The organism is Bifidobacterium thermophilum, assembly GCF_037482445.1.
In the GTDB taxonomy this organism is placed as follows: domain Bacteria; phylum Actinomycetota; class Actinomycetes; order Actinomycetales; family Bifidobacteriaceae; genus Bifidobacterium; species Bifidobacterium thermophilum_B.
In genome coordinates this window covers 94,567-108,377 of the sequence record NZ_JBBHLY010000011.1, presented here as the reverse complement: position 1 = coordinate 108,377, position 13,811 = coordinate 94,567, and the positions used below count along the sequence as shown (strand labels likewise).

General features: G+C 61.6%; 11 protein-coding genes. 8 read left to right on the top strand and 3 right to left on the bottom strand.

The window, feature by feature from the left end; genetic code table 11:
• Nucleotides 1–605: 605 nt before the first annotated feature.
• The 7 genes from WD012_RS07020 (at nucleotide 606) to WD012_RS06990 (ending at nucleotide 10,365) form a co-directional block, all read left to right on the top strand.
• Nucleotides 606–1,748, top strand: a complete 1,143-nt coding sequence (locus WD012_RS07020; RefSeq protein WP_339563047.1) for an IS30 family transposase — start codon at nucleotides 606–608, stop codon at nucleotides 1,746–1,748.
• Between the two features lie 213 nt (nucleotides 1,749–1,961).
• Nucleotides 1,962–2,639: a hypothetical protein gene (locus WD012_RS07015; protein WP_339563046.1), complete on the top strand. Its 678-nt coding sequence runs from the start codon at nucleotides 1,962–1,964 to the stop codon at nucleotides 2,637–2,639.
• Between the two features lie 637 nt (nucleotides 2,640–3,276).
• Entirely contained in the window at nucleotides 3,277–4,635 is a 1,359-nt protein-coding gene (locus WD012_RS07010) for an ABC transporter substrate-binding protein (RefSeq protein ID WP_339563045.1), read from the top strand.
• Nucleotides 4,636–4,840: 205 nt separating this feature from the next.
• Nucleotides 4,841–5,782 (top strand): carbohydrate ABC transporter permease, encoded by a 942-nt coding sequence (locus WD012_RS07005; protein WP_339563044.1) that lies wholly within the window; start codon nucleotides 4,841–4,843, stop codon nucleotides 5,780–5,782.
• 85 nt (nucleotides 5,783–5,867) lie between these two features.
• A complete protein-coding gene (locus tag WD012_RS07000; protein ID WP_339563043.1) occupies nucleotides 5,868–6,896 on the top strand; it encodes a carbohydrate ABC transporter permease in 1,029 nt (342 codons plus the stop codon).
• 146 nt (nucleotides 6,897–7,042) lie between these two features.
• The gene (locus tag WD012_RS06995) at nucleotides 7,043–9,244 is read left to right on the top strand and encodes a beta-galactosidase (protein ID WP_422614379.1); all 2,202 of its coding nucleotides are present in this window, start codon (nucleotides 7,043–7,045) and stop codon (nucleotides 9,242–9,244) included.
• Nucleotides 9,245–9,300: 56 nt separating this feature from the next.
• The gene (locus tag WD012_RS06990) at nucleotides 9,301–10,365 is read left to right on the top strand and encodes a LacI family DNA-binding transcriptional regulator (protein WP_339563041.1); all 1,065 of its coding nucleotides are present in this window, start codon (nucleotides 9,301–9,303) and stop codon (nucleotides 10,363–10,365) included.
• Between the two features lie 23 nt (nucleotides 10,366–10,388).
• Here the strand turns inward: WD012_RS06990 and WD012_RS06985 are convergent, their stop codons facing one another.
• Entirely contained in the window at nucleotides 10,389–11,009 is a 621-nt protein-coding gene (locus WD012_RS06985) for a rhomboid family intramembrane serine protease (RefSeq protein ID WP_339563040.1), read from the bottom strand.
• Nucleotides 11,010–11,374: 365 nt separating this feature from the next.
• On the opposite strand from WD012_RS06985, the gene WD012_RS06980 reads away from it, so the two are divergent.
• Complete coding sequence (locus tag WD012_RS06980; RefSeq protein WP_339563052.1) at nucleotides 11,375–12,052, top strand: hypothetical protein; 678 nt, start codon at nucleotides 11,375–11,377, stop codon at nucleotides 12,050–12,052.
• Here WD012_RS06980 and WD012_RS06975 read toward each other — a convergent pair.
• Nucleotides 12,047–12,895 (bottom strand): class C sortase, encoded by an 849-nt coding sequence (locus WD012_RS06975; protein WP_339563039.1) that lies wholly within the window; start codon nucleotides 12,893–12,895, stop codon nucleotides 12,047–12,049. The two genes, WD012_RS06980 and WD012_RS06975, sit on opposite strands and share 6 nt — an antisense overlap.
• Entirely contained in the window at nucleotides 12,886–13,623 is a 738-nt protein-coding gene (locus WD012_RS06970) for an HTH domain-containing protein (RefSeq protein WP_339563038.1), read from the bottom strand. The genes WD012_RS06975 and WD012_RS06970 overlap by 10 nt, the downstream gene beginning before the upstream one ends.
• Nucleotides 13,624–13,811: the final 188 nt, after the last annotated feature.

Sequence of the window (13,811 nt, the reverse complement as noted above, 5' to 3'; positions counted from 1 at the left end):
CCGCGGTGCGACGGACCGGTCGCACAGCGGACAGATAGCCAGGCCGAACGGGATCACGGCGAACGACACTCAGCCACCATGCAACGGACCAGTCACACAACAGGCAGACAGCCGAGCCGAGCAGGGCACATGGCAACGGTATTCAACAGTCGTGCGACAGGTCAGTCACACAACAGGCAGATAGCGTTCCCAGCAGGCGATCAACGAACCATATCCCGTTGCCGTGTAACCCACCAGTCACACAGCGGACAGATAGCGTCCCCGGCAGGCGATCAACGAACCGTACCCCGCCGCGGTGCAACCAGCCAGTCACACCGCGAGCAGATTGCAGGCAGATAGCAGTGGCATCGGCATCAACATCGATTGCACCGAGCGATTGTACCGAGCCGTGGTGCGACCAGCCGATCGCACCACACGCAGATACCGGCGTTACCGCACGCACGACGGTTACCACGCACTTGTAAAGAGCAGGTGCGCGAACACGTCTGACGTTACCACACGCACGACAGCTACCACACGCACCCGTTTTCAAAGTGCAAGTGCAACACCTCGGCTAGGGTTGTAGGTTGAAAGAAAAAAGCAAGCCCTAGAAAGGTGTTGCACCGATGTCATCCTACAGCCACCTGACGGCAAGCGAGCGGGTCATGATCGACAGGCTCCGTTTCCGCGAGCACCGGACGATCCGCCAGATCGCGGAGGTGATCGGGCGCAGCCCGTCCACCGTCAGCCGCGAGTTGAGGCGCAACCTGTGGAACCCGTCCAACGAGAACGAGTCGTACCGCCCGTACCGTCCCGCGCGTCTGAAGACCGGAGCGTGGACCGGCGGGCCGTACTATTGCGCGCTGACCGCGCAACGCCTGGCCGGCAAGCGGCGCGAACGGTGCGTACGCCGGCGGCGCATGTCATGCGACCGGCTGGTCGCGTGGGTCATGGACGCGCTGCGGCGCGGCTGGTCGCCCGCCACGATGGCCGGCAGGCTGCGCCTGGAGTTCCCCGACGACCCGTTGATGCGGGTCAGCCATGAGACGTTGTACGCGTGGGTGTACCGGCAGGCGGCCGACGGGACGCGCGACCTGCGCGCCTACCTGCCGCGCGGCCATCGCAGGCGGCGGACGCGCAAGGGGCGGCGCGGGCGGCGCATCCCCATCCCGGCGCGCGTGTCGATCCACGAACGGCCCGCCGCGGTGCAATCGCGTCGCGAGTTCGGGCACTGGGAGTCAGACACGGTGATCGGCGGCGGGGTCACGCGCCGGTGCATCAACACGCAGGTCGAACGCAAGACCCGTTTCCTGATCGCCACGCTGGTCGATTCGAAGGAGGCGGCCGCGACCGCGGCCGTCGAGGCGCGTGTGTTCGGCGCGCTGCCGCCCGCGGCCAGGATCAGCCGTACATGGGACAACGGCAGCGAGTCCGCGCTTCACCTGCTGGTCGACGAGTCGGCGGGCATGCCGGCCTATTACGCGGACCCGTACAGCTCGTACCAGCGGGGCAGCAACGAGAACCGCAACGGCATGATCCGCCGTTACCTGCCCAAGGGCACGAGCCTGGACGACCTGGCCCAGGACGAGCTCGACGAGATCACCCGGCGGATCAACAACACGCCCCTGAAGGTCCTCGGATGGCTCACGCCGGCGGAAGCGTGGGACGAGCAGATGGAACGACTCGCCGCCCAGGGCACACCCGTCCCCGGGTACTCCGTACAATCAACCCCAACCCACACCCCAAGGCGATGTTGCACTTCAAACTAGAAAACGGGGCACGGCACACGTGTAGCCCCGACACACATCGCGACGCGAACAGCACGACACGAACAGCACGACGCAAACAGGACGACACTACGGACAATTCCCCAAATTCCGCGACATTCCGCGGTATGCTAGCGAACGTACGTACCATCGCATAGGAATACGCGGGCCGTCAGACCGGTCCGGCGGTCGCAGAGCATGACGAAGGGAGAGCCAATGAACCGGCCGGTGCTGTACACCGACTTCGACGGGGTGCTCAACGCGTTCCCCGACAAGGAAATCCAAGACAACGGCGGGGTCGGGCACACACAATGGCTTGACGACGACGATCCCCGTGCACAGCTCTATAGCACAGAACGCGCATTCGTGCTCACCGGCGACGACATCGTGCGCACCCCATGCGGCTACTATCGCATCCGCTGGTCGCGCAACATCGCGCAGACCCTGCACCGACTCGCATCCGAAGGCGATATCGAACTCAACTGGCTGACGACCTGGCAACCATACTGCTCGCGGATTCTCGACCCGCTGCTCGGCTGGGACCCGCACATCGAACACACCGCCATCTGGTACGACCCCATCTCATACGAACGCCGGTACACCGGCAAACTGAGCACGGTATTCTCCCGAGTACGTTTCGAAACCACCCAAGCCAACCCATCACCGGTCATCTGGCTGGATGACGAGGAATGCTACGAAACCGCGGCGGACAGAATCCGCGCACTCTCTCCCAAAGCGCCCGTCCTCATGGTGCGGCCGGACGCCCGAATCGGAATCAGCCGCCGGCAGTGGCGCATCATCCAGAAATTCATCAGGAAGCCTGAGACATTCCCCGAACTGACACTCGACGAGGAGCCGACCATCCGCGAGTATCCGGGACATCTCGGATTCTGATTCCGTCCCTCGGACCAGCGCATGGAGTGTGCCTCGCGGCCACCTGCGATATCTGTAGTACCTGTCTGCCTGCAGCACCTGCCGCAGCGCATCTCGCGCTCAGGGTTCGATGGTTCGACGTGCCAGGTGACAGCAGCAGCATCGTTGATATTCCGCGGTGCATACAACCGGAAACAACCGGCGATCACCCAACATTGAAGCCCGGCTGCGCCATAATAAAACCGCAGAATTTGAGGCGTGTCTGTAAATTTGACACCGTGGTACAACTGTGTATCATGTCAAGTAATGGTACACAGTTGCACCAGGTAGTTACCTACACGATTCCAAGGAGCAGCGTTATGAGGATCCGCTAGGCTGATACAACGATGTATCACACAGGCATTGGCAATCTCTTTGCCAATCAAATCACCAAAGAGATTGCCAATGACACTGCGGCATACACCGTCCATCAACCATCGCCGGGCTGTCATCCTCCCGGCACACGGCAGATCGTCACACGCCCATCCCCGAATCACTGACCGCCAGCCCAACACGCCGGCGGCCCGGCTGCCAAACGAGACATCGTACGTCCCGCCAGGCAGCGTTCCAGCAACAACCACATCAGAAGAAACAGACAGAGCAGTCAGAGGGAAACATCATGAACAACACACAGAAAGCCCTGGCGGCACTCACCGCGGCAGCAACCATCATCGGCCTCGCAGCCTGCGGAGGCGGTGACAGCACCGCAAACAAAGGCGGCACCGGAGACGCCAGCAAGGCGAGCCTCGTCTTCTGGGGCTGGGATACCGGCCACACCATGACCAGCCTCATCAAGGACTTCCAGAAGGAAAACCCCGGAATCACCGTCAAATTCAACAACACCGGCACCGCCTCCGACACCCAGACCGCACTGAGCAACGCCATCGCCGCAGGCAAGGGCGCCCCCGACGTGGTCATGCTCGAAGACCCGACCGTCACCCAGTTCGCCGTCACCGGAGACTTGGCGGACCTCAGCCAGTTCGGCGCCACCAAGCTAGCCGACGACTTCACCGCAGGACCTTGGAACAAACTCCAGTACAACAACAAGCCGTACGCCCTGCCCATCGATTCCGGCCCGGAAATGTTCTTCTACAATGACGCGGTCTTCAAGAAGGCGGGCGTCGACGGCACCAAGATCAAGACGTGGGACGACTATTACGAAGCCGCCAAGAAAGTCAAGGCCATCGGCTCGTACATGACCAACAACTCGGGCTCCTCCATGGAATACCAGCCGTTCACCGCGCAAGCCTGGCAGGCGGGCGCCCAGCCGTGGAAAGTCAGCGGGGAGAACATCACCATCAGCATGACCAAAGACGCCGGCATGAAGAAGTACATCGCCTTCCAGCAAAAGCTCATCGACGAGGACCTTATCGACACGAAGACCGCCAACTGGTCCGACAGCTGGAACCGCGAGCTCAACGACGGCACCATCGCATCGCTGACCATCGGCGGCTGGATGCCCATCAACCTCATGAACGGCGCCCCCGACCAGGCCGGCAACTGGCGGGTCGCCCCGATGCCGCAATGGACTGACGGCGAGAAGGCCGCGGCCGAAGACGGCGGTTCCGCCCTGGCAGTCGTCAGCCAGTCCAAGCAACAGGCCGCTGCCTACAAGTTCGCTGAGTACCTCACCCACGGCAAGGGTGCGCAAACCATGGCCGACACCGGCACCTTCCCCGCCCTCAAGAGCATCCTGAATTCGAAGGACTTCACCGATCCGAACACCGAAGCGAACAAGAAGGTCAACGCGTACTTCGGCGGCCAGAACGTCAACGAAGTCCTTGCTGAATCCGCCCAGCGCAAGGTATCCAAGTTCTCCTACCTGCCGTACAACCCGTTCGCACAGTCCAGCTTCGGCGACCAGATCTCCAAGGCATACAGCAAGGAAATCACCCTCGAACAGGCCTTCGCCAACTACGGCAAGGCACTCACCGACCACGGCAACCAGCAGGGCTACACCGTGACCGACAAGGGCTGACACCCGACTGACACCAGACCTGCCCCGGCGGCAGCCGCACAGCCGCACACGAGAGGCGGGAACAGCCCACAGCCGTCCCGCCTCTCGTCTTCCGCACGCGACACCGTCTTCCAAACCGTTCGCAACACACGGAATCACACGGCATCCCAAACCAAACGCAACGACGCGTGACTCGAGAGCCGCATCAATACAAAAGAAGGAAATCATGACCCAAGCAGCAGCAACCGCAGCCGCAACCGCCCCGGCACAGCAATCCGCGAACGATGCACCGGTCAACAAGCACAAGGCCGATTGGCGCGGATGGAAATTCATGTGGCCATTCGCCGCGGTATTCATCTTCGTGTTCATCATCCCCATCCTGTACGCCATCTACATCAGCTTCTTCCAGAAGCGCATGATCGGCGGCACAAAATTCGTCGGATTCGCCAACTACATCCGCCTGTTCCATGACCAGCAGTTCTGGAGCGCAGTCAGCCGCGTGGCGCTGTTCACCGTCATCCAGGTGCCAATCATGCTGTTCCTCGCGGCAGCCATGGCCTTGGCCCTCGACTCGATGAAACTGCACGGCACGAAATTCTTCCGTATCTCCACCTTCCTGCCCTACGCGGTCCCCGCAGTCGTCTCCACCCTGATCTGGGGCTTCATGTACGGGGCGAAATACGGTCTCGTCGGCTCCTTCAACAGCACCTTCGGCACCCATCTCGACCTGCTCGCCCCGAACGTACTGCTCGCCTCCATCGGCAACGTCGTGACCTGGGAGTTCACCGGCTACAACATGCTGATTTTCTACAGCTCGCTGTCCACCATCCCCCACGCCTTGTATGAAGCGGCATCGATTGACGGTGCAAGCGAATGGCAGACCATCAAATCCATCAAACTGCCGGAACTGAAGAGCAGCCTCGCCATCACCGTGATCTTCTCGATCATCGGCTCCTTCCAGCTGTTCAACGAGCCGTCCATCATGCAGAACATGGTGCCCGGCAACGCCATCAACACGTACTACACGCCCAACATGTACGCCTACAACCTCAGCTTCGCCGGCGGGCAAAGCAACTATGCGGCGGCGCTCGCGATCACGATGGCCGTCATCACCATGGTCATCGCCTACGTCGTCCAGCTCAAGAGCATGAAGGAACAGATGAAGTGACGCCCGCCTGTCCGCGCCCGGCAACGCAGCCTCAGCACGGACCCGCGCCGGCCTCCACTCATCCAAACAACAAGAAGGACCCATCATGAGCAACACAGCTTCAGTCAGCACCGTCAGCACACCAATCCAGCATCAACCGCAACCAGCCCTGACCGCACGACAAGCCGAACGCGCAGCAAGGCAAGCGGAAAAGGCCCGCCAGCGCAGAGTAGCCAAAGACGAAGCCGCGGAACGCAAGCGCGCCGCAAAAGCCGGCTTCGCCAACGTGGCCAACCCGCGCCGAAGCACCCTACTGACCCTCGTCTGCGGGATCTTCGCCGTCTACTGTCTCTTCCCCTTCGTCTACCTCGCCATCAACGCGACCAAGACGCAATCCGACTTCACCTCGACATTCGGCCTCGGATTCGGCCACACCTTCGCCCTGTGGGACAACATCAGAACCGTCTTCACTTACGACGGCGGAATCTTCGGACGCTGGCTGCTCAACACCCTGCTGTATGTCATTGCAGGCGCGGGCGGCGCGACCCTGCTGGCCATCATGGGCGGCTATGCGCTCGCGAAATTCCGGTTCCCCGGCCGCAAAGCCGTATTCGCCGTGATTATCGGCGCGATCTCCGTGCCCGGCATCGCCCTGGCGGTCCCCCAATTCCTGCTGTTCGCCCAGCTCAACCTCACCAACACGCCCTGGGCGATGATCATCCCTTCGCTCATCAGCCCATTCGGCCTGTACCTCATGTGGATTTTCAGCGAGCAGGCCGTACCGACCGAACTGCTTGAAGCCGCACGCGTCGACGGCGCCTCCGAGCTGCGCACCTTCTTCCAGGTGTCCTTGCCGCTGCTGTCGCCCGGCATCGTGACCACCTCGCTGTTCACCATCGTCGCCACGTGGAACAACTACTTCCTGCCGCTCATCATGCTCAAGGATTCCAACTGGTACCCGCTGACCATCGGTCTCAACCAGTGGAAGGACCAGGCATCCACCGCAGGCGGGCAGGCGATCCAGAACCTCGTGATCACCGGGTCGCTGATCACCATCATCCCGCTGGTCATCGCGTTCCTGTGCTTGCAGAAGTACTGGCAGTCCGGACTTGCAGCGGGCGCAGTCAAGGAATAGATGACCGACCCAACCAGCAATACCAGCAAATCAAGCGATACCAGCAAAAACCCGCACAATCAGCACAATCACCAAGGCTGGGGCGCAGCCCAGACCACCGCACCCCAGCCGACCCATCGCACAGCACAGCATCGGAGCGTGATCATATGCGACGCACCTTCCAATGGCCAGCAGTACTCAGCCCAGCCTCGCATGATGGCGAAACCAAGCGAGGCAGGCGCCCCTCCACAGATATGGCAACAGAGAACCGGCGCAACCGCATCATCTTCGGCGGCGACTACAACCCCGACCAATGGCCGCAATCCGTGTGGGACGACGACATCAGGCTGATGCGCGAAGCGGGCGTCAACACCGTCGCTCTGGCAATTTTCAGCTGGGACCGCATCCAGCCAGAAGAACACCGTTGGGATTTCGATTGGCTCGACCTGATTATCGACAAACTCGGGCACGCCGGCATCGCCGTCGACCTCGCATCCGCAACCGCAACCGCCCCTCTATGGCTGTACGAAGCCCATCCGGAGGTCCTGCCGCGAGACAAATACGGGCATGTGGTCGGCCCCGGCGCCCGGCAGTCCTGGAGCCCCAACAGCCCGGTGTTCCGCGAATACGCGCTCACCATGTGCCGCAAACTCGCCGAACGCTACGGCCGCAACCCCTACGTCGTCTCCTGGCATATGGGCAACGAGTACGGCTGGAACAACCGCGAGGACTACTCCGATGACGCCCAGCGCGCCTTCCGCGACTGGTGCCGGCGCACATACGGCTCAATCGACGCACTGAACGCCGCCTGGGGCACCACGTTCTGGGGACAGGAAATCCACGATTTCGACCAGGTGCTCATCCCGCGCTACATGGGCGCGGACGCGATGGTCAATCCCGGTCAGCAACTCGATTTCGAACGTTTCGGCAATGATGCGCTCCTCGACTTCTACAAGGCCGAGCGCGACGCCATCGCGCAAATATGCCCGGACAAGCCGTTCACCACGAATTTCATGATCTCCACCGACCAATGCCCCATGGATTACGCGCAATGGGCGGACGAAGTGGATTTCGTGGCCAACGACCATTACTTCCATGAAGGAGCCCTGCACCTGGACGAGTTGAGTTGTTCAGACGCGCTCGTCGACTCGCTGGCCCTCAACCGCCCATGGTATGTGATGGAACATTCCACCTCGGCAGTCCAATGGAAACCGCTCAACGCGCGCAAACGCAAGGGCGAGCTCACCCGCGACGCGCTCGCGCACATCGCCATGGGCGCCGATGCCATCAACTTCTTTCAATGGCGTGCCTCGGCCTTTGGCGCCGAAGCTTTCCATTCGGCCATGCTCCCCCACGCGGGCGAAGACACCGCGCTCTTCCGGGAGGTCTGCACACTCGGACACACCCTGGAGCAGCTCGCGGACGCAGGTCTAGCGGGCAGCAGACTGCAACGCAGCGACACCGCCATCCTCTTCGACGCGCAATCGCAGTGGGCGACGCGCTCGCAAACCCTGCCGAGCCGCAAACTCGACCATTGGCATGACGTTCGCGACTGGTATCAGGCGTTCCTGAACACCGGCATACGCACAGACGTGGTGCCATTGGCATACGACTGGAGCGGATACCACACCATCGTGCTACCCACCGTCTTGATGCTCAGCGATGCCAACACCCGCAGAATCCTTGATTTCGCGCAAGCCGGCGGCACAGTGGTCGTCGGGTACGCCACCGGGCTGGTGGACGAGCACTTCCACGTCGGACTGGGCGGATACCCAGGGGCCGGTCAGGGATTGTTGCGCTCCATGCTGGGGATTCGCGGCGAGGAGTTCAACATCATCGGCCCCCAAGCCGATGGGGATGCCGACGCGATCGCATTGACGACGGCCGAGGCGGTTTCTGACCCCACCAACAGCCACACCACCGCGACGAGCCGACTGTGGCAGAACGTCATCAGCGTCACCGACCCGCATGCGCAAACGCTTGCCTTCTATCACGGCGACGCCGCCGATGATTGGAACCTGGACGGCGTACCGGCGATCACCCGCAACCGGGCCGGCAAGGGTATCGCGTATTTTCTGGGATGCGATCTTGACGTCAACGACCTCACGACGTTCATTCGTCTCAACCTCGACACGACGAACACACACGCCAATCCGGACGTGCTTCACACCGTGCGTATCGGCGACACCGCTGCCTTTGACTTCTACTTCGCCCGCGGCAAGCAGGGCGCGAAAATCAGCCAGGTATCGGGCGAACCGCTCGTCATATTCCGTGGCTCACCCGGCTCCGACACCGGCTCATACACATTGCAACGCAACGGCGTGCTCATCACCAGAACCAACCATCCGGTATCTGGCTCAAAGGAGTAACCAATCCGCGCGATATCCCGACACATACGTTAGAATCAGACGAAAACGGAGGCGATATGAGCGAATCAGCACAGGGCAAGAAACGCGCGACCTTGCGCGAAGTGGCCGAAGAAGCCGGAGTCTCGCTGAAAACCGCCTCCAACGTCATCAACCATTCGGGACGCATGTCCGACGCCACGCGAGAGAAAGTCCAGAACGTCATCGACAAGCTCGGATACCGCGTGAATGTCGCCGCGCGCAATCTCAACCGCGGCCACACCGGGGTCATCACGCTCGCCGTTCCCAGCCTAACTCCGACGTATCTGTCAGAACTCGCCAATAAGGTCATCGACGCAGCTCGGGCCCGCGGATACTCCGTGTACGTGATCACCTACGCCGAAGACCCTGCAGCCGGCGTGCGCTCACTTCTCGCCAATTTCAACACCACCGTCTCCGACGGGATGATCCTGTCTATTTCGGAAGCCGATGATTTGACCGAAGACGATCTTGACGTGGAATATCCCCTCGTCTGCCTCGGCGCCCGCTCCACCCATGGCAAAGCCGACCATGTCACCACCGACGACGTGCAAGCCGCCAGGCAAGCCGCCGGATTCCTGATTGACCATGGCTCAAGCCAACTCGCCGTAATCGGCGCCCGCAACGGGTCCAAGAATCCGGCGCTCGCATTGGAAGCGACAGAAGGCAACGCCCAGTTGCGGTTGCGCGGCGTACTTGAGGAATGTGCAGAGCGCGGGCTATCGCTCGACCCGCATCTGATCGGCGACACCGGCAACGACTGGTCGATCGGGTCGGGGGCACGGATGGCGCAACACCTCATCGACACCGGCATCCCGTTTGACGGAATCGTCGCATTCAACGACCAGCTGGCGATGGGCGCACTGTTCACGCTCGCTTCCAACGGTATCGCCGTCCCCGACGGCGTACAGGTCATCGGGTTCGACAATATCGACGAAGCCGCGTATTTCCAGCCGCCGCTGACCACCATGGATTCGATGATTGACTGGATTGCGCCCACATCCGTCGAGCGGATCCTCGAGCGGATCGGCAGCGACAAGCTGATCAAGCCGAAGGATATCGTGCGCGCGACCCGGGTAATCCGCCGGGCGACCACCCGGGCGTAAGGCGACAGGCCGCCCGCGCCGCATCACCGTACAAACAGCACGGCGAAATACGCCAGCGTGACCACGATGCCGCCGATCAGACCGCCCAGATGGGCCCACATGTTGATTTCCTTATTCGTCAGGCCTGGTGCGATGCACAACGCCACGTTGAGCAACACCGCTTTGAAGTCAAGGAACTGGTTGAGCCCGGGAACGAATAGCATCGCCACATAGACGCCCAACAGACCGCATATCGCACCGGAGGCCCCTGCGGACACCACATAGTATTCGCCGCGGGATTTCTGGACCCGCCATGTCAGCAGGTTGCCGCACAATCCGGAAACGAAATACACCACCAGCATGAACAGGGACCCACCCAGCAGGCCAGAGCCGAATATTCGCTCAACCAGCACACCCAGATTGAACAGGGACAACATATTGCACGCCAAGTGGGTGATGCCGAAATGCACGAACATCGATGTGATCATGCGCCACCATTGGCCATGTTCGAGGTCCCAGACCGTCATCGCACCAAACCGACGGGCAACGTCGATATTCGTGCTGCCGCCGGCGACGGTTTCGATGATGAACACAATGACGTTGATTGCAATCAGAACGAATGTCGCCAGGGCGATGGTCGCCGCCGTCTGGGCAATAGTGTCCATCGTGGGCCTCCTTCACTACGCGTTTCACCGCAACGGCCCATTACCGGAGCGGTGCGCCCCGTTCCGTACCCTCGGATTTCAGGGACCGCCGGCATTTTCCGGCTGCGGATATCCCAGTGCGGATACCTCGGTTGCGGATACCTCGACTGTACCGCCGGGCGGGGTCAAGGAACGGGCGGTTTGAGCCAGTGTGCCCAGGTCTTGTCCGGACTCGAACCACAGCAAAAGTCGCTGCAATCATGCCACCGCGAACTTCCCGACGCGGGAGTACAGTGTCTTGCACGTCACCGCTTGACGTGCAGGCCATCCACGCCCGTGTCGGCAACGCGAACGGGAATCGTCCAGGTGCAGGGAAGGAGGACGCCATGAACCGCCCGGTCATCTACACCGATTTCGATGGCGTCCTCAATGCCTTCCCCGACAGCAAAATCCAGCGTCGCGGCGGAGTGGGGCACACCGGGTGGCTCAAGCCCGACGACCCACGCGCGTCCTTGTACAGCTGTAATCGCGCGTTTCCGCTGACCGGCAATCTTGTGGTCGAGGTGCCGCCCGGCAGATATCGTCTCCGCTGGTCACGCGAGCTGGCTGACGGTTTTTACAAGCTCGCCGTCGCCGGCATGATCGAACTGGCCTGGCTGACCACTTGGCAGCCGTATTGCCTCAACACTCTCGACCCTGCGCTCGGCTGGAATCCGGACATTGTACATACCGTACGCTGGTACGATCCCGTCACCAATCAGGGACGATTCTCCGGCAAACTCGACACGATATTCTCCCGCCTGCGCTTCGAGACCTACCAGGAAGACCCGTCGCCAATCATTTGGCTTGATGACGAGGAATGCTACCCTGCGCGAGCCAAGTACATCGAAACGTGGAAGCCTGCGGCGCCCCTGCTGATGATTCGCCCGGACGAGCGCATCGGCATCTCACGCCGGCAGTGGCTGATTATCCAAGATTTTGTCCACCATCCGGACGAGTATCCGCCCGTCACTCTTGACGAGGAACCAACCATCCGCGCCCATGCCATGCATCACGGGCTATGAGCCCGACTTCCGACGGCCTCGCCACACCAGATATCCGATTCCCCCGCCGATAACAAGTCCGCCGGCAGCGAGCGCAATCCAGCACCACACCCGCGTCGTCGGTCCCGCATGCGATGTGCGCCCCCGACCAGCCTCCGCCGTAGCGTTCGGCACACGCACCCCGGAGACCAACAGCCGGTGCGTATTGACGCCATAGGGCGTGCAGGTCATCAGGGTCACCCGATCCTCGGTGCTGGAAATCCGCAATATCGCGGTGTCCTCCGGCTTGATCACCGTCACCAGGTCAACGCGGTATGTCATCGTCGTGCCAAGCACCGTCAGGAAAAAGCGGTCGCCGACAGCCATCTCATCGAGCCGAGTGAACATGGACGCCCCGGCAAGCCCGCGATGTGCGGTAATCACCGCATGGGTCGATGAGCCGCCCACCGGCAGGCTCGTTCCCATCAAATGCCCGGCCCCCGAGGACAACACATCCGACGATGTGCCGTGTCTGATCGGTAAATGGATCCCTATCGACGGAATCGAAATGGTGCCCATCACCCCATCCGGGGTTTCAAGCGCCAATCGATACGCTTCGGCGGCTTGGCTGTCTTGGGCGACACCGAGTGTCGGCTGCCCGCTTGCGGCCAGCCAACGGTTGTATGCCTGTGCTTGGGCGAGCGCCCGGTCGCGTTTTGCGCTCGGCCACGCCGCCACGGCGCGTTCATGATCGTCCGCGATTGCGGCGAGGCGTCCCGTTGACCATGCGCGCACAATCGGCGGGAGCAGAATCAGAACTATTGCCGCGGCAAGGAGCATAGCAGCCACAATCCGCATGGCGATGATTCGCCGTTTCACCGGCATGCCCCGCATGTGCAGGCAGCCCGCATGGCTTCGATGGTCCGCTCAAGCTCCACGATTCGCCGGATTTGCTGGGAAATGAGCACGTCACGCAGGTCCTCCGATTGCCGCCTGTCCGGCTGTGATTGCTGGTCGGCGGCCGCACGGGGGTTCATGGCCGAATTCGAATTGCGGGCAACGCCCATGGCTGATGTCGCCGCCGCTGAAACCATCCGCGTCGAGGACGAAGCAGGTATGGCGGATGCGGCTGGCGAGGCAGGCACACCGGACGTGGCATACGCACTAGGCGCCACCGGAGAAGCCGATGCTGCAGCCCTTCTCCCACCGACGCCGGCACCCGTCCGCATATGTGTCTGCGCTTGGCGCCAACGGTCGAGATCCCGCTCGTACGCCTCATCTTCAGCAAGCTGTTCAGGCGTCTCCTCCATGCCGATGTTGCGCCACCGGGCGATGCACCGCTCAATCCGCTTGTATCCGATCAGGGCGGAATCCAAGCCGGCTTCGCGGAAAATCCGCGCCGGCGATTTGCCTTGCCGATATTGGCGCATGCAGACGCGCTTGAATGCTTCCGTATACCGTATTCTGCCTGCACTGACCGCGACTACTGCCGGAAGGGATCGCAGATATCGCAGCTCTTCCGCGGTGAATGTGCCGTCCGGCAGGTCCAGCCGTTGTCGAGCACGGCTGAGTTGTCGCAAAACCAGCAGGCGATGTGGCGCTGTTCGCGTCATCGTCGTCTCCTTTTGTTCACGTTGGTAACGGTGTTCATTTCCGGTTCGGTGCCGGCCGGCTTCCCCCGCCAGCCGGCAACCGTCCCGGAACGGCATTGGGGCAGCATAGTACCTGATGAAGCCTGAATATAAGCCCCGGGCGTACATCCGAACAGCACACCGTGTGCGATTGTGTTCGATTGCATGGC

What these genes read in the sequence shown, in the direction of transcription:
- WD012_RS06975 (WP_339563039.1), bottom strand. Translation starts at nt 12,895, where the DNA reads ATGCCGGTGAAACGGCGAATCATCGCCATGCGGATTGTGGCTGCTATG.
- WD012_RS06980 (WP_339563052.1), top strand. Translation starts at nt 11,375, where the DNA reads ATGAACCGCCCGGTCATCTACACCGATTTCGATGGCGTCCTCAATGCC.
- WD012_RS07020 (WP_339563047.1), top strand. Translation starts at nt 606, where the DNA reads ATGTCATCCTACAGCCACCTGACGGCAAGCGAGCGGGTCATGATCGAC.
- WD012_RS07000 (WP_339563043.1), top strand. Translation starts at nt 5,868, where the DNA reads ATGAGCAACACAGCTTCAGTCAGCACCGTCAGCACACCAATCCAGCAT.
- WD012_RS07005 (WP_339563044.1), top strand. Translation starts at nt 4,841, where the DNA reads ATGACCCAAGCAGCAGCAACCGCAGCCGCAACCGCCCCGGCACAGCAA.
- WD012_RS06990 (WP_339563041.1), top strand. Translation starts at nt 9,301, where the DNA reads ATGAGCGAATCAGCACAGGGCAAGAAACGCGCGACCTTGCGCGAAGTG.
- WD012_RS06985 (WP_339563040.1), bottom strand. Translation starts at nt 11,009, where the DNA reads ATGGACACTATTGCCCAGACGGCGGCGACCATCGCCCTGGCGACATTC.
- WD012_RS07015 (WP_339563046.1), top strand. Translation starts at nt 1,962, where the DNA reads ATGAACCGGCCGGTGCTGTACACCGACTTCGACGGGGTGCTCAACGCG.
- WD012_RS07010 (WP_339563045.1), top strand. Translation starts at nt 3,277, where the DNA reads ATGAACAACACACAGAAAGCCCTGGCGGCACTCACCGCGGCAGCAACC.
- WD012_RS06970 (WP_339563038.1), bottom strand. Translation starts at nt 13,623, where the DNA reads ATGACGCGAACAGCGCCACATCGCCTGCTGGTTTTGCGACAACTCAGC.
- WD012_RS06995 (WP_422614379.1), top strand. Translation starts at nt 7,043, where the DNA reads ATGCGACGCACCTTCCAATGGCCAGCAGTACTCAGCCCAGCCTCGCAT.